At 61.8% G+C, this 17597-nt stretch carries 19 protein-coding genes and 2 pseudogenes; 16 read left to right on the top strand and 5 right to left on the bottom strand.

Translation table 11 applies throughout. The features are described from left to right. The 5 genes and pseudogenes from C513_RS0111855 to C513_RS0111835 form a co-directional block, all read left to right on the top strand. Positions 1-240: Tn3 family transposase (locus tag C513_RS0111855; protein ID WP_018716216.1), on the top strand; the 240-nt coding region annotated here is incomplete at its 5' end. A gap of 33 nt (positions 241-273) precedes the next feature. Beyond that, positions 274-594, top strand: a pseudogene (gene trbF, locus C513_RS13415) (conjugal transfer protein TrbF); the annotation flags it as partial. Then, positions 591-1607, top strand: a complete 1017-nt coding sequence (gene trbG, locus C513_RS0111845) for a P-type conjugative transfer protein TrbG (protein ID WP_018716214.1) — start codon at positions 591-593, stop codon at positions 1605-1607. The pseudogene trbF and the gene trbG, both read left to right, overlap by 4 nt. Then, entirely contained in the window at positions 1604-2824 is a 1221-nt protein-coding gene (locus C513_RS0111840) for a TraB/TrbI/VirB10 family type IV secretion system protein (protein ID WP_011191355.1), read from the top strand. The genes trbG and C513_RS0111840 overlap by 4 nt, the downstream gene beginning before the upstream one ends. Continuing rightward, on the top strand, positions 2824-3063 hold the full coding sequence (locus C513_RS0111835; protein ID WP_018429611.1) for a DUF2274 domain-containing protein: 240 nt from the start codon (positions 2824-2826) through the stop codon (positions 3061-3063). Before C513_RS0111840 ends, C513_RS0111835 begins: the two co-directional genes overlap by 1 nt. On the opposite strand, the gene C513_RS0111830 is transcribed toward C513_RS0111835, so the two are convergent. After that, positions 3060-3956, bottom strand: a complete 897-nt coding sequence (locus tag C513_RS0111830; protein WP_011191354.1) for a LysR family transcriptional regulator — start codon at positions 3954-3956, stop codon at positions 3060-3062. The two genes, C513_RS0111835 and C513_RS0111830, sit on opposite strands and share 4 nt — an antisense overlap. 190 nt (positions 3957-4146) lie before the next feature. Between C513_RS0111830 and C513_RS0111825 the strand changes: the two genes are divergently transcribed. Both C513_RS0111825 and C513_RS0111820 read left to right on the top strand, forming a co-directional pair. Next, on the top strand, positions 4147-4746 hold the full coding sequence (locus C513_RS0111825; protein WP_228722688.1) for a MarR family winged helix-turn-helix transcriptional regulator: 600 nt from the start codon (positions 4147-4149) through the stop codon (positions 4744-4746). Positions 4747-4772: 26 nt separating this feature from the next. Further along, on the top strand, positions 4773-5732 hold the full coding sequence (locus C513_RS0111820) for a YeeE/YedE thiosulfate transporter family protein (protein WP_004099025.1): 960 nt from the start codon (positions 4773-4775) through the stop codon (positions 5730-5732). Positions 5733-5770: 38 nt separating this feature from the next. On the opposite strand, the gene C513_RS0111815 is transcribed toward C513_RS0111820, so the two are convergent. Continuing rightward, positions 5771-6130 carry a DUF6314 family protein gene (locus tag C513_RS0111815; RefSeq protein WP_166479491.1) on the bottom strand — a complete coding sequence of 120 codons (360 nt, stop codon included), beginning with the start codon at positions 6128-6130 and terminating at the stop codon, positions 5771-5773. A 176-nt stretch (positions 6131-6306) separates the two neighbouring features. On the opposite strand from C513_RS0111815, the gene C513_RS0111805 reads away from it, so the two are divergent. The 3 genes from C513_RS0111805 (at position 6307) to C513_RS0111790 (ending at position 9619) form a co-directional block, all read left to right on the top strand. Then, a protein-coding gene (locus C513_RS0111805; protein WP_414492061.1) for an IS3 family transposase occupies positions 6307-7835 on the top strand; the annotation gives its coding sequence in 2 pieces (ribosomal slippage) (positions 6307-6772 and positions 6772-7835; 1530 coding nt in all). Between the two features lie 243 nt (positions 7836-8078). After that, positions 8079-8567, top strand: a complete 489-nt coding sequence (locus tag C513_RS0111800; protein WP_004099027.1) for a YkgB family protein — start codon at positions 8079-8081, stop codon at positions 8565-8567. Positions 8568-9124: 557 nt separating this feature from the next. Then, complete coding sequence (locus tag C513_RS0111790) at positions 9125-9619, top strand: MarR family winged helix-turn-helix transcriptional regulator (RefSeq protein ID WP_004099028.1); 495 nt, start codon at positions 9125-9127, stop codon at positions 9617-9619. Between the two features lie 396 nt (positions 9620-10015). On the opposite strand, the gene C513_RS0111785 is transcribed toward C513_RS0111790, so the two are convergent. From C513_RS0111785 to C513_RS0111775, 3 genes are read right to left on the bottom strand one after another with little or no spacing between them, the layout of a single operon-like run. Next, positions 10016-11041, bottom strand: a complete 1026-nt coding sequence (locus tag C513_RS0111785) for a zinc-binding alcohol dehydrogenase family protein (protein ID WP_004357654.1) — start codon at positions 11039-11041, stop codon at positions 10016-10018. Next, positions 11041-11604: a peptide-methionine (S)-S-oxide reductase MsrA gene (gene msrA, locus C513_RS13410; protein ID WP_011191350.1), complete on the bottom strand. Its 564-nt coding sequence runs from the start codon at positions 11602-11604 to the stop codon at positions 11041-11043. Before msrA (C513_RS13410) ends, C513_RS0111785 begins: the two co-directional genes overlap by 1 nt. Before the next feature lie 32 nt (positions 11605-11636). Continuing rightward, positions 11637-12956 (bottom strand): bifunctional alpha/beta hydrolase/OsmC family protein, encoded by a 1320-nt coding sequence (locus tag C513_RS0111775; protein ID WP_021140466.1) that lies wholly within the window; start codon positions 12954-12956, stop codon positions 11637-11639. A gap of 141 nt (positions 12957-13097) precedes the next feature. On the opposite strand from C513_RS0111775, the gene C513_RS0111770 reads away from it, so the two are divergent. The 6 genes and pseudogenes from C513_RS0111770 to C513_RS13405 all read left to right on the top strand — a co-directional run. Further along, positions 13098-13973, top strand: a complete 876-nt coding sequence (locus C513_RS0111770; protein ID WP_011191349.1) for a LysR family transcriptional regulator — start codon at positions 13098-13100, stop codon at positions 13971-13973. Between the two features lie 146 nt (positions 13974-14119). Continuing rightward, on the top strand, positions 14120-14563 hold the full coding sequence (gene msrB, locus C513_RS0111765; RefSeq protein WP_004099035.1) for a peptide-methionine (R)-S-oxide reductase MsrB: 444 nt from the start codon (positions 14120-14122) through the stop codon (positions 14561-14563). Between the two features lies 1 nt (position 14564). Then, entirely contained in the window at positions 14565-15104 is a 540-nt protein-coding gene (gene msrA / locus C513_RS0111760; protein ID WP_004099036.1) for a peptide-methionine (S)-S-oxide reductase MsrA, read from the top strand. Positions 15105-15236: 132 nt separating this feature from the next. Then, positions 15237-15941 carry a glutathione S-transferase N-terminal domain-containing protein gene (locus C513_RS0111755; RefSeq protein ID WP_004099038.1) on the top strand — a complete coding sequence of 235 codons (705 nt, stop codon included), beginning with the start codon at positions 15237-15239 and terminating at the stop codon, positions 15939-15941. Next, positions 15938-16906 (top strand): magnesium and cobalt transport protein CorA, encoded by a 969-nt coding sequence (locus tag C513_RS0111750; protein WP_018716208.1) that lies wholly within the window; start codon positions 15938-15940, stop codon positions 16904-16906. Before C513_RS0111755 ends, C513_RS0111750 begins: the two co-directional genes overlap by 4 nt. A 229-nt stretch (positions 16907-17135) precedes the next feature. Further along, a pseudogene (locus tag C513_RS13405) lies at positions 17136-17597 on the top strand (Tn3 family transposase); the annotation flags it as partial.

Below are 17597 nucleotides of genomic sequence, written 5' to 3'. Positions count from 1 at the left end.
TACCGGGCCAGCGGCCTCAACCTGGTGACGGCGGCCATCGTGCTATGGAACACGGTCTATCTGGAGCGGGCCGCGAACGCCTTGCGTGGCCACGGTCAAGCCGTCGATGACGGCCTGTTGCAGTACCTGTCGCCGCTCGGCTGGGAGCACATCAACCTGACCGGCGATTACCTCTGGCGCAGCAGCGCCAAGATCGGCGCGGGCAAGTTCAGGCCGCTACGGCCGCTGCAACCGGCTTAGCGTGCTTTATTTTCCGTTTTCTGAGACGACCCCTGGCTGCGCGCCTACGACTTCACGACTGACCGCGGCGCCATGGCGCTCAATGACTACGCCCGCTCCAACGACCCCTTTACACGGGTCGGCCGGCAGCAGGTCGCTGTCGACGTCTCCAGCGTCATCCGCGCGTCCCCGGACAGCTTCCGCGTCGCCTGGGTCGAGCGCCGATACGAAAATGGCCAGCTCGCCGAGACCACGCGCTGGACCGCGATCCTGACGATCGTCGTGCAGATCCCCCGAAACGCCGACCGGCTCAGGGCGAACCCGCTCGGCATCTACGTCAACGCCATCAACTGGTCACGGGAGCTTGGGCAATGAAGCCGTATTTCCGTAAAGCCGGAAACCCGGCTTCACACACACACGTACTCCCGGCTCTCCGTAGAGCCGCATTCCCGGTCGTTCTGCTAGCGGCGACCGCGCTCGCGGGCTGCGCGACCACCAATCCGCCGCCGGAGATTTCCTACGACAATGCGGCTCCGGCGGTGCAGACCGTCGATCCACCCGCGCCGGTCACCGTGGTCGAGCTGCCCCGGCCGCTGCCGCTGCCTGGCCAATTGCAGCGTGTGGAGGAGACGCGGCGTGCCCCGGAGCCTTCTAATCCGACCGCTCGCGTCAACCAGGCAAACGAGGCGGCACGAGTCCAGCCGGTGCGCGACGGCTTCATTAACTCGATGCAGGTCTACCCGTGGACTCAAGGGGCGCTTTATCAAGTCTATACCGCCGTCGGGCAGATCACCGACATCGCGCTCCAACCCGGGGAGCAGCTTGTCGGCGCAGGCCCGGTGGCCGCCGGCGACACAGTGCGCTGGATCATCGGCGACACCGAGAGCGGATCGGGGGCAACGCGCCAGATCCACATCCTAGTAAAGCCCACCCGCGCCGACCTGATGACAAACCTCGTCATCAACACCAACATGCGCACCTATATGGCGTCGGTCTCATGGCAGTATCCGCAAGACCAGCTCATTGCGCTGCGCCGTCAGAACGCCGAGGCGCAGGCGGCCCAGCCGGTGGCGAGCGGCGTCGATCTCGCGAACGTCAACTTCCGCTATGCGATCGAGGGCGACCGTGCGCCGTGGCGGCCGCTGCGCGCCTTCGACGACGGACGCCAGGTCTTTATCGAGTTTCCGCGCGGCATCGGTCAGGGCGAGATGCCGCCACTCTTCGTCGTCGGCCCCGAGGGCAACACCTCTGAGCTCGTGAACTATCGCGTTCGCGGCCACCACATGATCGTTGATCGTCTGTTCGCGGCTGCCGAACTTCGCTTCGGCTCCGGCCGCGAGCAGAAGCGCGTCAGGATCGTCCGCACAGACGGGAGGCCGACCTCGTGAGCGAGAACCCGCCCCGGATTGAGGAAGTGCCGGACGACGATGCGCAGCCCCTGACCGGCGAGCCGGTCGGGCCTGCGCCGATGCGGCTGCGGGCCGAACCTCCCCGCGTCACCCGGTTGTCGCGGAAGGTTCTCGCCGGCCTCGGTCTTGTCGCCAGCGTCGGGCTCGGAGGTGCGCTGATCTACGCGCTTCAGACCCGCGACGCCGGTCGGCCGAACGACGAACTCTATTCGACCGAGAACCGCTCGACCGCTGACGGACTGGCCGGCCTGCCGCGAGATTACAGTGGCGTGCCACAGCTCGGTCCCCCTCTTCCCGGTGACCTCGGCCGGCCGATCCTTAGTACCCAGGATCGCGGACAGCCGGTGCCCACACCCGGGACGGCCACGCCCAATCCCGGCATCAGCCCGGAAGAGCAGCGCCGCCTTCAGGAAATCGAGACCGCGCGCACCAGCCGTCTCTTCTCCGGATCGGAAAGCCGGGGCACACCCGCTGCTGCGGGAGCTGCCCCAGCGCTCGCGCCGGTGCCGGATTTGGCGAGCATTGGCCTCGCTCCGCCGCCCGCCACGCCCTCGGCGCAGGACCGGCAGAACGCGTTTCTGAACGCCGCGGCCGATCGCAGGACGGTTGCGCCCGATCGCGTCGCTGCGCCAGTATCGCCGAACGTCCTTCAGGCGGGAGCAGTGATATCCGCGGCGCTGATCACCGGCATCCGATCCGATCTACCCGGCCAGATCACCGCGCAGGTCACCGAAAACATCTACGACAGCCCAACCGGCCGTATCTTGCTTGTGCCGCAAGGCACTCGTGTGGTCGGGCAGTACGACAACAACGTGCAGTTCGGCCAGAGCCGAGTCCTGCTCGTCTGGACTCGGCTCGTCTTCCCGAACGGGCGCTCGATCGTTCTCGAGCGCCAGCCTGGTGCTGACGCTGAAGGGTTCGCCGGGCTGCAGGATGGCGTCGATTACCATTGGTGGGATCTGGCCAAGGCTGCGGGATTGTCGACACTGCTGAGCGTCGGCGCCGAACTCGCGGTCGACAACGACGATCAGCTCGTTCAGGCGATCCGGAACGGTGGGCAGGACACCATCAACGACGCAGGGCAGCAGATTGTGAGGCGTCAGCTCAACGTCGCGCCCACGATCACTATTCGGCCCGGATTTCCCGTGCGCGTTCTCGTGACGCGAGACTTGGTACTGGAGCCATATGGAGGGTGATGATGTCGAAGCTTAAGCTAGGCCCCATCGCGGACGACAAGCCGCTTAAGGTACAGGTCGAGCTACCTGCAGCTCTCCACCAGGACCTTGTTGACTACGCCCACCTATTGGGCCGAGAGCAAGGTCAGTCCGCTGTTGACCCAGCTCGGTTAATCGTCCCGATGTTACAACGGTTCATCGCGACAGACCGTGGCTTCGCCAAAGCCAGGCGAACGTTGACGCCGGGGAGCGCCGATTAATCCGTGGTCCCCGCTCTAGAGGGGGTGTCGAAACACTTCAGCAGCAGCGGCAGAGTCGGGTTGTCGTTGTCACTGGAAGAAATTATAGCGGCCGTCGGCGCCCGCGCCGATGGGAGCGGGATCAACGCGATATCCGGCCGGTAGATCACGCTGGTGATGGTCAAGCCGAAGCCCTGTTCGACCATCGTCAGCAGGGTTTCTCGGCTGACTTGTTGGATCGAGAGTTGAACCGCTCCGTCTCCGGCGCCCACCATGCGCCGGAGTATGCCAGCGAGCTCACGCCCAGCGCCATCCGAGCGAACGAGGAAGACTTCGTCACAAACGTCCTCCCACGACAGCTGTGGCCGTGCTGCCAACTCGTGAAGCGGGGACAATGCCACGAACAGATCTGGTTCGCAGAGACGTCGAACTTGGAACTGAGGGCTCTTGCTCGCACTCAGGCTGATTGCTGCGTCCAGTAATCCGCGCTTCACCCCCAAAGTGTTTTCTTCTGAAGTGCCTTCCTCAAGCTTTACCTCGATCGTCGGATGTCTATTTCTGAATGCCGAGAGAATGTTGATGATCGGGCACGCCGGGAACGCTTCAAGCATTCCAAACCTCACGAGCCCGGTCTTGAGTTTCCGCGCGGAGCGGATCTCCGTTGCGGCGTTACGAAGGTAGCGCGCTCCCACCACCGCTTGTTGAAGGAAGCGCTCACCTTCTGGAGTCAGCCCTGCCCCCGCTCGCGTACGCTTGAAGAGAGAAAAGCCAAGTTGGCGCTCAAACAGCTGCACACGTCGGCTGACGGTGGATTGCGATATCGATAGGCGCTCCGCCGCTCGGCGGAAGCTGCCGGCCTCGGCGACCTGAACGGCGTACTTCAGGTATCGGAGATCAAGAGTCAGGTCGGGCATGAGACCCGTCCGATCATACCGGCGGTCTCATCGGCGAACCGCCTGCGCCCGGTGAGCGGCACCCATGCACGTCCACTTTCATCGAGCCCACCCCCGCTAGCGCCTGGGGAACGAGCACGTCCGTTGATCTCAGATGTGGAATCCGAGCTGAGCCCCTCAATGAGCATGACCATGTCCGAATCTGTCATAGATGCATGCGGCGGTCATACATTTTCACACGCTTGAAGTCTATGCGCGAAGCATATATTCTTGCGGTATGGAGCCTGAGGTCGCCAAGTACCATTTAGGTGCACTCGCGTTGGCCGTTGCAGACAGCATCGCCAGTGTCTCGGCCTCGTTTTCACCAAGCGGCCCGGGGACCGCCGTGATGGTGTTACTCAGCATGGAGCCCGGACTGCCGATCAGCGTTTTGGCTACCTCGATCGGGCTTTCTCATGCCGGGACGGTGCGATTGATCGATAGGCTCGAGCGCGAACAGTTGGTGGAACGACGAAGACAAATCACCGACAGGCGGGCGCGCTTCATTCACCTCACCAATTCGGGGAAGAAGATAACGGACGCCTTGCTCAAGGCACGGGAGCAGGTGATCTCCGAATGTATTTCGCCCCTGTCGCCCAATGACCTCGACATTCTAGGCATGCTGTCGGAGCGGCTCCTTGTGGCAAACGGCTTCGACAAAGATGGCTCGGTCAGCCTTTGCCATCTGTGCGGCTACAGCAGGATCGCGCCTTCCCGTGGTAAAGCTAAGCCGGGGCGCTCGCCACGCTGGAACGTCGCATCAGAAGGCTGACGATATGATCAGGCAGGCTTGAAATAATGGGATCGTTTGCGCTCGAACTTCTTCTATGCGTACTTGCCTTCGGGTTCGGATATGCGGCGAACCAAGGCGGAACCTGTTTAGTGGTGGCCGCTCATGAGTTACACAGAAGACAGCCGCCGAAAATGTTCGTCGGATTTCTCGCAGCGTCGGCAGCGGCAGGCCTGGTTGCGGTCCCGATAGTCTGGACGGGAACACTGGGCGCAACACTCGCACCCTCGACCAGCATCAATTTCCTCCTGCTCATCGGCGCCATCGCCTTCGGCCTCGGCGCACTCATTAATGACACATGCCTGCTCGGATCGCTGGCGCGGCTTGGGGATGGGGAGATGCGACTTCTAGCTCTACCCTTGGGATTAACGATTGGTATCTTGGCTGCCGACCATGGCAGGTTCGGCTACGATTCAACATGGCCAAGCTTAATCTCCAAACCGAGCGCAACAGGCCTCGTTACTCTCCTAGCCTTCCTAGTTGTGCTCGTGCTGGCACTCGTTTTCGTTTCCACGAAGAGCGTTCTGCGAACAAAGCCGGGTTGGTCGTTCGGCGCTTCGATGATTGGACTCGGTATCACTGGCGGACTTCTATATGCACTCTCGCCGGCCTGGACCTTCGCAGACGTGATTCAACGCGCCCTTCCTCTCAGAATGTCCCCGGCCGGCGAGGTCGCGCTCACTGCGGTGATCTCTTCGATCGCAGGCGCCCTAACCGCCTCCTTTCGCCAAGGCAATCTGCGTCTCCAACTGCCGACAGCCAATGGCATTCTGCGATCTGTCGTCGGCGGCACATTGATGGGTATCGGCATCGCGCTCATACCCGGCGGGAATGATGGGTTGATCCTCGCAGCGGTTCCGACTCTTTCACCTGGTGGGATAGTCGCCTACCTTCTGATGACGACGACAATCGTCTTCGGATTTGCAGCGCGTGGTAAGTTATTCCGGCGCTGCCTTTCACGGCCATGATAAGGGCAACAGAGGACTTGCCCTCCTGACATGAGCATTTATCCCGACCGGGAATATCGGCTGACTAGCTCGTATGCCTTTGCAGGCCCTTGGACCATGATGACCACTTCAAAGGCCGCCGGCCCCAGAATCCTGTAGGTTGCATGGTAGGTGTCGTCTCCGCAGGCATAGACGCCACTCGCTTCCAACCCGGTATCCGTCCGCGAGAAACTCAAGCTGAGGAACTGCGTCCCGATATGAGGTCCGTCTGCGAACTCGACGACAACACTGTCCTCGCTCAAGCGATAGCGATACTGCCGGCACGCGGAGAATACTCTGCCATCTGCCAGTGAGAGAATGCCGCTCTCTCGATAAGCGAGCGCGCCTTCGCCGATCGCTGCTACGATTTCGGTGGGCATGGTTATCTCGTCCAGGGCCGCGTCCATCCGTACAGGCTGGACGTTTGCCAACGGGCTATAGGCCCACCCGGAGCGCCAGCCCCCCCCCTGTGCCAATATGACCTGCGTCACCTACCCCTGATCATTTAGTGAGCAACGAGGTAGGCATGACGACCACCACTCAACCCCAGGCATCCATGCACATTCTGAAGACCTCTGCCGATCCGCTCGTCTCGCAAGGAGCCCGTAGGGCGACTGAAGAGACGAGCGGATCGGCGGCGCCGACCAAGCCATCCGGTGACGACACCGAGGTCGTGCCACGCGCCCGACGTCGGCAGTTCTCCAATGCCGACAAGCGGCGCATCCTCGACGCGGTCGACCGCTGCAGCCAGCCCGGCGAGGTCGGTGCGCTGCTGCGCCGGGAGGGCGTCTATTCGTCAAGCCTGAGCACGTGGCGACGCCAGCGCGAGGCCGCCGAGTTGGCCGCCTTGGCGCCGCAAAAGCGGGGCCCCAAGCCAGATGTCGCCGCCGTCGAAGCGCGCCAGATTGCGCTGCTGACGCGTGAGAACGAACGCCTCAAGAGCCAACTCGACAAGGCGATGCTGGTGATCGAAGTCCAAAAAAAAGTTGCCGCATTGCTGGGCAGTCCGATCGACGACACGCACGGCAAACAATGATGCACGGCGTGGATGAGCTCGCCCCGGTTATCGGCACGGCGGCCGCCTGTCGAGCCGTCGGGCTATGGCGCGGCGCACCGGCCCGAAGCCGAGCGCGGTCACACCGCTTCACCCTTCACGGACCGCACCCTCGCCGCGCGCCGAGGCCTCGGCCACCGCTGGCGCTCGACGCCCTCGAGCAGCAGGCGCTGCTCGAGGTGCTCAACAGCGAACGCTTCTGCGACACGGCGCCGGCGGCGATCTACGCCACGCTGCTCGACGAAGGCCGCTACATGGGCTCGGTGCGCACCATGTACCGGGCGCTCGCCGCCGATGGCGGCACGCGCGAACGCCGGCGCCAGCTCAGCCACCCGAGCTACGTCAAACCCGAACTGCTGGCCACCTCGCCCAACCAGGTCTGGTCCTGGGACATCACCAAGCTCAAGGGGCCGGTCAAATGGACCTGTTTCCACCTCTACGTGATCCTCGACATCTTCAGCCGCCAAGTCGTGGGCTGGCTAATCGCCGAGCGTGAAAGCGCCGAGCTGGCCGAACAGTTGATCGCCGAGACCGTGTCCCGCCACGACATCGCGCCCGGCACCCTCACGCTGCATGCCGATCGCGGCGCGAGCATGCGCTCCAAGCCCGTGGCCGCCTTGCTGGTCGATCTGGACATCACCAAAAGCCATAGCCGCCCGCACGTCTCGGACGACAACCCGTATTCGGAGTCGCAATTCAAGACAATGAAGTACCGCCCGGACTTCCCCGCGCGCTTCGGCAGCCTCGCCGACGCCCGCGCCCACTGCCAGACCTTCTTCGCCTGGTACAACACCGAGCACCGGCACTCGGGCATCGGCTACATGACGCCGAGCAGCGTCCATTACGGCCAGGCACAAGCGGCGCATCTGCTCCGTCAGGACACCCTCGACGCGGCCTTCCTGGCCAACCCGAAACGTTTCAAGGGGCGCCGCCCTGAACCCCCAGAGCTGCCGAGCGCCGTCTGGATCAACCCACCCGCAACGGAGAAGAACGACGACTCGAACATCCTGGCTTCCGCAGTAAATTCATGAAGCACGGTGACGCAAAGTCATTGACACGTTCCGCCCATCAAGTCAAAATCCCGCAAAGGTCGCGCGTTTGCTGGGTAAAGGCATCGCCGATGAGGATGGCTTCGTGAGGCAGCGAAGCGCGAGCCAGCCGCTCGACATATCTCGCTTATTAGTATATGCGTCGCGCATATACTGCAACGCCTGCCCGAAGCACGTAGACGACGTTCGTGACGTTCCCACGGGACCACTGTTGAGGAATTTTAGATGAGCATTTTCGACCGTTATGAATTTCTTGTCCCCGAGCACGGTCGGAGGGATCTTGGCCTGCTTAGATGGGCTCTCGTGATCGTATTTCTGTGGTTCGGCGCGATGAAGTTCACAGCGTACGAGGCCTATGGTATCGCCCCGTTTATCGAACACAGCCCGATCATGAATTGGCTCGGCATGTTCGGGACGCAGGGGCAAAGCTATTTCATCGGCGTTATCGAGTTATCGACCGGTCTCGTTCTGATCCTTGGTGCATTTCGTCCACTCTTCTCTGCGCTAGGCGCACTAATGTCAGCAGCGACCTATCTGATCACGCTGACCTTTTTCATCACCACTCCAGGTGTCGCGGAGCAGACTGCCGGCGGCTTTCCTGCGATTTCGGCTGCACCAGGGCAGTTTCTACTGAAGGACGCAGTTCTGCTAGCGGCGTCCCTCGTGCTGCTGCGTGCTTCGGTCCGCCACAGAGGGGCGCTTGTGCTCTCGTGACTGTGGTCCTCTCGTGACGGCGGGCGTGCAAATCCTGCAGAACCTCCGCGGGGCATGGATGCTCCGTCGCGATATCGAGCCCGGAGGCGCTCAGCTGCATGGCGACGCGGTCTTCGCCCGTTTCGCCGCAATCCCCGACGTCGTGGAGCACGGACTGTTCCTCAATGGGATTGATACAATCGTGATCGCGCGCGGTGACACGATGGAAGTGCGACGCCGGGGGCAAGCTAGGTCTCGCTGATCTGCACCTGCGCGGCCTGGATGACAGCGCTGACGCGGAGTGATTCTCGGGCGCGACCTACGGCGATTCCGAGCGAAAAGGCTTGCCCTATAGCCGCCAGGTATCAACGGTTCCGCGGCCTTAACGAGCCGGACCCGTTTTTTTCGGCGCGCTCGATCAGTCGAAATCCTCCGAAACCCTTCTAAAACAGGACATTTTCCACAAGCCGCGCGGAGGAAGAGGACCACGGTATGGCTTGCTGTCTATGCTCCGCGCACATATAGATGTGGCAATGGATGGACCTCGAGATCGAAACATTTTCGGGGCGTTCGCACTCATGATCAGCGACGACATCGTTCGCGCTAGTTCATCGCGGGCGCCGGAAGCTGGACCCGCCGCCTCAGCGCTGGCGTTGCTCGCGCACAAGCCCGGGCTCTCGATCCGTATGCTTGCGATCGGGGTGGGCCTTTCACATGCTGGAACTGTTCGCCTGGTGGATAGATTGGTAAGCGAGGGATTGATCGAGCGTAGGGAGCATTCGACAGACGGGCGCGCGCGATCCCTCTATCTTACTCCAACTGGCAAGGTCGCGAGCGACGAGGTCCTGGCCTCGCGCGATCAAGTGATTGCCGAAGGGCTATCGATCCTTAATCCAGACGAACTGAAAACCTTATCGGACATCGCTGAACGCGTTCTCCGAAATCGCTTGGAAAACCTCGAGCAGTCATACCGCATCTGCCGCTTGTGCTGCTACGAGGGCTGCACGAACTGCCCCGTCGATGCCGAATTGCATGAGCGAGGTGTGGACCGCGAGAAGAACGACGACGCGTAGGAGACTCGCAATTGCGGCAGCTCAACGCTGCTCAGATGGCGGGGCTTCATAATGTCAGCGAGCCTACCATCAGCCGCATTCTTTTGGCTACGCGTCAAGCCGGCCGATCGGGCATGGCGGTCTCATTCTAATATGTCGGTGATCGCCCCACTTTTAGCCGCTCAATTGATCGGAACGCGGTTTCGGAAGCGGCCGTTCAAACCACTCGCTGCATTCCCATTTCTCTATGTCCGATAGGTAGTTTCGGGGAAAAGCAGTCGGGAACAGGTTTCGGGAACGCATGCTCCGGCAGGAGCGCAGCGCGCGTCCCAAACGCGTTTTCCCGGTAGAGCTTCCCAATCGGCAAAGTGCGGGCCACCTCAGACTGCGAACGCGAAAAACCGCCTGGCTGGTCACTCAAGGCAGGGTAACGACGATTTTCGCTGCGGATACACCCGCCTTCAGGGCTTCCAAGGCAGCCTGGAGCATTTCAAGGCCCTGGCCCACGATCTTCGCCGGAGGGGCGGGGACGAACGTGCGCGCCGCGAGAGCCTGCGGCAGGAATTCGCGGTAGATCATTGGACCAACCTCGTCATCCTTGAGGCTCGTCCCGGAGATGTGCGTCGCCTCGACTCCAAATGAACGCTCGTCGGGCGGGGCCAGCGTCGCTGCCACCCGGCGCGAGCCCTCGCATCTCGCAACTACGGCAAAACAGTCTTTCATGTGACCGGTCGCGTGAAGCGTTCCAGCGAGACTGCGCCCGCGCATTGCCTCAATCACGTCTTCCACGATGGCTGGACTCGAGTGGTCAAGAACCTCGCTTGCACCCAGCTCCTTCAACAGGCCGACGTTGCGCGCCGAAGCGGTGGCGACGCACCTGTAGCCCGACGCCACCGCGAGCTGGATGGCGTTGCAGCCAACGCTCGACGATCCACCCCAGACCAGAACGACCTCTGGACGCGCGGTCGGCGAGTGTAACGGTGGCGCGAGAGCCAACTGTGTCCGTCCGTAGAGCCCGCTTGCGGCGGTGCCAAGGCCAAGCGGGAGGACTGCCGCATCAGCGAAGGCAATGTTGTTGGGGATCGGCGCCGCCATGTGGTCCAGCACGATCGTGTGGTGCTGGAACGCACCCTGCGCAGGTTGATTTACGGTTGTCCCGACCGCCTGTCCGATGACTCGATCGCCGACCTTGAACCGCTCGACCGCGCCACCGACCGCCGCGACCTCACCGGAGACGTCGCTGCCGAGAATCGCGGGATAGTCGAGCCATGGCAAAAGCGCGACGTCCTGCAGAATCCAGTCGAGTGGGTTGATCGCGATGGCCGCGTTGCGGATCAATATCTCGTTCGCCGCCAGATGCGGCAGAGCGGTGACACCGATCCTCAGTGGCTGCCCCGGCGCTTTCTGCCAGGCGGCCTGATTAGTCACGGTTTCGGTCATCATCAACTCTTTCTGTCAAGTATTACAGCTGGGCGTTCGTCTGAGCGGTCCAACCGCCAGGTCGGGCGCACGAAGTGGCAGCTATAGCCCCCAGGATAGCGCACCAGGTATTCTTGGTGCTCTGGCTCCGCCTCCCAAAAGGGTTCTTCTGGGTTGATCTCCGACACGACCGGGCCTGGCCAGCTTCCTGATGCCTCGATTTCCGCGATGGTTGTGAGGGCGACTTCCTTCTGCACTTCGGTGGTGTAGAAAATCGCCGATCGATAGCTCGGACCGACATCGCTGCCTTGTTGCTCGTAGGTCGTGGGGTCATGTATCTGGAAGAAGAGTTCCAAGAGCGAGCGATAGGCGAGAACGGAAGGGTCGAAGGTCACTTCCACTGCTTCCGCATGGCCGTAATGTCTCGCGTAGGTCGGATCAGGCATTTCTCCGCCTGTGTAACCGACACGCGTCGAAATGACTCCCCTGGCTCGGCGCAGCAAATCCTCCATGCCCCAGAAGCAGCCGCCTGCGAGAATTGCTCGCTCTGTCGCGGCCGCCCTATTGCCGGTAGGCGATTGGCTCACAGTCCGTTCGCCCTCCTCCGTGTGCGCCACGGTCAAGCCAGCCTCGCGGGATCCGCAGCCTGACTGGCGCTCAAGAGCTCGGTCTGCACGTCCGAACCCCGGATGAGACTCAGATCGACGGGACACCGATCAGCGATCGCGAGGATCCGAGCGCGCTGATCATCACTCAGCGGCCCATCGAGGACAATGGTGCGGGTGAACCGGTCGGGTGGCATCATGTCCGGCACCTTCTCGTGCTGCACGGTCGTGCTCGCCCGTTCGAGCGGAAAGCCCTTGCGGTTCGCATAGAGACGCATCGTCATCACCGTGCAGGCTGCGAGGCCGGCAGATACGAGTTCGTAGGGAGATAGTCCGGTCCCGAGGCCACCGACCGATGCTGGCTCGTCGGCGAACAGAGTGTGCTCGCCGCTGCGGACCTTGAGCTGGAACGTCCCTGCAAGAGTTTCGGTGGAGACGACGCCCTCCGCAACCTCGACCTGCGGAAGATCCGCGCTGAGTGGTGGGAGAAAGCGGCTCGCCCAAACCGCCACCATGGCCGCGGCGTAGTTCGCGTCCGCGACGTCGGTGAGAAGGTGATCCGCGTTGTCGAGCGAGATGAAGCTTTTAGGGTGCCTGGACGCGACGAAGATGCGCGACGCGTGGTCGATGCCGACCACCTGATCCAGCGGAGAGTGCATGACCAGCACCGGCCGTCGCAGGGAGGCAATGGCCTTCTCGACGTCGATCCCCTCAACCGCCTCAAGGAACCCTCGGCGAATGAGGAAGGGCCTACCGGCAATCTCCACCGAGGCCTCGCCCTCGCTCGCGATGGTGTCCAGATCATTCGGTCCGAAGAGGCGCAAGATATGCTGAAGGTCGGCCGGCGCACCAATCGTCGCTACCGCCGCAATATCAGGCATGTCGGCGGCGGCTACGATCGCAGCGGTGCCACCCAGGCTGTGCCCGACGAGGAGGGACGGTGACATGCCCGCCGCCGCCATCGCATTTGCGGCGGCCCGAAGGTCCTCGACGTCCGACGCGAAGTTCACAGGTTCTCCCGTCCCACCGCCGATCCCGGTCCCGGCGAAATCGAACCTCAAGACCCCGATGCCCGCACGCGACAGCGCGCGCGAGATGTGAACAGCGGCGCGACTGTCTTTCCCGCACGTGAAGCAGTGGGCGAAGATCGCCCAGCCCCGCGGCGTCCCTTCCGGCGGTTCGAGGTGCCCGGACAGCGGAGAGCCAGCCCCACTGACAAACGTAAATGATCTTCCTGCCATGTCCATCAAACCTCCAGCACGCGGCTTGGCGGTTGCGCTCTCAGAACCTTCGACGGAGCTGAGCGGAGCGCACCGCCAACCGGTAATCGTCATCTCAGGCTATCATTTATATGTCTGGCGCATATAGACAAGCCCCTATACCATGATTATATGCGCCAAGCATACTTCTGCGACCTGCTTTCCAAAGGCGGTCTCACGGAAGAGGTATCAGTCAGGCGCGTGGGCCAAAGGACTATGGAACTCAATCAAGTCAGCTATTTCATCAACTTGGCCGAGACGCTGAATTTCACAGCGGCCGCTCGCTTGAGCGGTGTGTCACAGCCAAGTCTGACCCGCGCGATCCGCCGCTTGGAAGATGAGCTTGGCGGGCCGCTGATCTATCGCGACGGGAAGAACAGCCGCCTGACTGGCCTTGGCCATGACGTCGAGGCAGAATTCCGGCGCATGGTGGTCGCGATGAAGAGCGTTCGCAATCACTCGGAGCACTGGGCGATGGGGGGGCACCGCGTGCTGGATGTCGCCGTCGCGCCCACCGTCGGACCAAAGGAATTTACGGCATTCTTCGAGAGCGCATTGGCGGAGATGCCATCCATCGAAATCAAGCTGCACTCGCTCCAGTCGAACGAGGACACATCGGAGGTGCTTTCAGGAAAATACCACGCGTGCATCATGCCGCGTGAAACAAGACCGGAACGCAAGCTGGATGTGCATCCTCTATTTCGGGAGCGCTTCGTGCTCGGCTGTTCTGCAAACCATCCCTTGGCTGCCAACGAGATCGTGCGCGGCGAAGACCTGCTCGAGTTTCCTTTCGTCGATCGCCTGAAATGCGAGTTTCGCGATCGGATCCTCGATCACTTCGCGCGACGGGACTTGCTCATGCGACCTCGCTTTCGATCAGATCGCGAGGACTGGGTGCAACGGGTCGTCGCTGACGGCCACGCCATATGCATTCTTCCGGAACGATCGCCGACCGTGCAAGGCCTCGTCACTCGGCCGATCGACGGATTTGTCTTGGAGCGCGAAGTCGTGATCGCGACAGTATCCGGCTCCACGGCAACGGTCGAGATACGGAACATCGCGCAGCTGGCAGCCCGGTATGAGTGGAACTGAATCACGACGTGAAGAGCTTCGGCGCTATGGAAACTATACGCGCAGCGTATTGGACAAATCTGGGGCGCACTGCTATAGTCGGCGCAATGACTGCAAAGATAAATGACAGTGTGTCGAGCTCTCTAGATTAATTATTGGAGACTATCATGAAGTTTGAGAAGTCACAGGCAGCAGTTGACCGCCTGACCCCCGAGCAACGCCGGATTACCCAGGATTCGGGGACCGAAAGGCCCTTCACGGGTGAGCACAACGACAACAAGGAGCCTGGCATCTACGTCGACATAGTGTCGGGAGAGCCGCTGTTCGCTTCAACGGACAAGTTCGATTCGGGTACTGGCTGGCCCAGCTTCACCAAGCCGATCGTTCCGGCAAACGTGAACGAGGTGCGGGACAGTGCACACGGCATGGTCCGGACGGAGGTCAGGTCGGTACACGCCGACAGCCATCTGGGCCACGTTTTCCCGGACGGTCCTTCCGACCGCGGCGGTCTGCGCTACTGCATCAACTCTGCGTCCCTTCGCTTCATCCCGCGCGACGAGATGGAGTCCGAGGGATACGGTGAATATCTCGATCAAGTAGAGGAGGCTTAACATGCATCAGCGCGCTGTTCTCGCAGGAGGATGTTTCTGGGGCATGCAGGATCTGATCCGCAAGCGGCCCGGCATCATCTCGACCCGTGTGGGTTACACGGGCGGCGATATTCCGAACGCCACGTATCGTAATCACGGCACGCATGCCGAGGGGATCGAGATTGTCTTCGACCCGACAGTGACGAGCTACCGGCACATCCTGGAATTCTTCTTCCAGATCCACGATCCGACGACGCTGAACCGCCAGGGCAATGATCGTGGGCTCTCCTACCGGTCGGGCATCTATTATGTCGACGAGGAGCAGAAGCGCGTCGCCGAGGATACGATCGCCGATGTGGATGCCTCGGGGCTGTGGGATGGCAAAGTGGTGACCGAGGTCCAGCCGGTCGGCGAGTTCTGGGAGGCCGAGCCCGATCACCAGGATTATCTGGAGAAGCGGCCGGGCGGCTACACCTGCCACTTCGTCCGTCCCGACTGGGTTCTTCCAAAGCGGCATGAGGCCGGCGATGTGAGCCCTGCGGCCGGGGCTGCAGCGGAATAGGCTTCGCTGCCGTTAGTGCCGCGCCGATCCGGTTCGCAACCTCCGACGACCGCGTCAATCGACGCGGTCGTCGAACCCGGCCTTGAAGCAGATCATTCCATTCAGCCGCCGTCGCAGTGCCAGGATCCAGATATGACAGACCTCTCCTCCTTTCCCATCACGCAGCGCTGGCCAGCATCTTATCCGGATCGCTTGCAACTATACGCGGCCCCCACGCCCAACGGCGTCAAGGTCTCGATGATGCTGGAGGAGACTGGCCTGCCGTATGAGCCCCACTTCGTCGACATCTCGAACAACGAGTCGAAGGATCCAGCGTTCGTGTCGTTGAATCCCAACGGCCGCATACCCGCGATCATCGATCCGGCTGGCCCTGACGGCCAGCCCATTGGCATATGGGAAACCGGTGCGATCCTCATCTATCTGGCCGACAAGACGGGGCAGCTCATCTCAACAACACCCGCCCAGCGGTACGAGACTCTGGCCTGGGTGTTCTTTCAGGTGTCGGGCGTTGGGCCGACCTTCGGACAGCTAGGCTTTTTCCTGCGATTTGCCGGCAAGGACTATGAGGACAAGCGACCTCGGCAGCGCTTTGTTGATGAATCCAGGCGTCTTCTCGGGGTCCTGGATCACCGGCTGGAGGGCCGCGAATGGATTGTCGATGATTACTCGATCGCGGACATTGCGACGTTTGGCTGGGTGAATGCGCTGGTCGAATTCTACGCAGCGGGCGACATCCTCGGCCTAAGCAGCTATTCGAACGTGCAGGCATGGCTCGAACGCGGGCTGGCGCGACCGGCTGTACAGCGTGGCCTGCGAATTCCTGCGAGGCCTGCATGACCATTATCGCCGCATATTATTACAACGAAGGTAAGCGAGTCCGTGAAATCAGGCTCGATGAGCACGTCGAACTAAACGAGAATCGCTCGGGCTTCTGCTGGATCGCGCTTAGCGAGCCCACCGCAGACGAACTCAGCGCGATCCAGACGACGTATAACCTCCATCCTTTGGCGATCGACAACGCCATGCACCCGCTGTGCCCGCCCAAGCTCGAGGTCTACAACGATGAGTTGTACGTCGTCGCCCAGACCGCCGAGCTGGTCGGCGACCGGATCAGCTACGGCAAGATGGCGATCTTCACCGGTCACAATCACCTTATCACCGTGCGGCACGGCAATGCCGGAGCGCTGGGCAAACTTCGGGAGCAACTCGAGGCATCGCCGACGCAGTTCGGCAAGGGTGTCGACTATGTGCTGCACGCGATCTTGCACCGAGTGGTCGACCAGTATCTGCCCATCTTCGAAATGATCGAGGACGACGTCCTGGCGATGGAGCGACGGTCGCTGCACGATTTCCTCGGGCCAGAAGAGGTGGCGCGAATCTTCGAACTAAGGTCCGAACTCACGCGGTTCAAGCGCACGCTCGGGGCTATGGCCGAGCTGGTGCGAAAGCTCGTTCGCGGCCACTTTCCCTGCCTCAGCGCCGAAATGACACCATATTTCCACGACGTCGCGGACCATGTCCACCGCGTGCAGTCCATGGTCGACGGCCTCCTGCTTGTCCTGTCCACGGTCTTCGAGGCCAGCAGCCTTCTGGAAGCGCAAAGGATCGGTGTGGTCACTCGCCAGCTCGCGGCCTGGGCGGCGATCTTGGCGGTCCCGACGGCGATCGCCGGAATATATGGCATGAACTTCAAGCACATGCCGGAACTGGACACGCCATATGGCTACTTCGTCGTGCTCGGAGTGATAGCGGTGTTCTGCCTTCTCCTATTCATGCGCTTCAAGAAGGCCAAGTGGCTATGAGTAACGCACTTCGCGAGCTTCTCCGTCCGCCGAGTCACAGCGCGCTTTGTGCGCGAGCGTGTCCAATCCAGTTCAAGATGAAGGTGCTTCCATGACCTCCCAGGTGACCGACGTTCTAGAAGCAGTCCAGTCATTCATCGCCAAAGGCTATGACCGCGAATACCGCGTCAAGGACGGCAATCTCGTCGATCTCGAACTAGGGTCAACCCTCGATGCATGCAGCATTCGCGTCGATGCGGCGTTGCCCGATACCGCACAGGCCCTGATCGACCAGACGGCGATGATCCTACCGCACGTCAAGATCACCGAATTGCTGCTGGAGGTAGACGAATGGACGGGCTTCACCCGGCACTTCGCCCACCTGAAGTCAGGCGACCTGGCCAAGGACAAAAACCTATTGCTGACCACGATCCTCGCCGACGCGATCAACCTGGGCCTGACCAAGATGGCGGAATCGTGCCCCGGCACGACCTACGCCAAGCTGGCCTGGCTGCAAGCCTGGCACATCCGCGACGAAACCTACGGGGCGGCACTGGCCGAGCTGGTCAACGCGCAGTTCCGACATCCCTTCGCCGAGCATTGGGGCGACGGCACCACGTCATCGTCGGACGGCCAGAACTTCCGCACCGGCAGCAAGGCCGAGAGCACCGGCCACATCAATCCGAAATACGGCAGCAGCCCAGGGCGGACG

It is taken from the genome of Allobrachymonas chironomi DSM 19884 (assembly GCF_000374625.1).
Taxonomy (GTDB): Bacteria; Pseudomonadota; Gammaproteobacteria; order Burkholderiales; family Burkholderiaceae_C; genus Brachymonas; species Brachymonas chironomi.
Note: the sequence above shows the minus strand (reverse complement) of the source record. Positions and strands in the feature narration are given on the sequence as shown.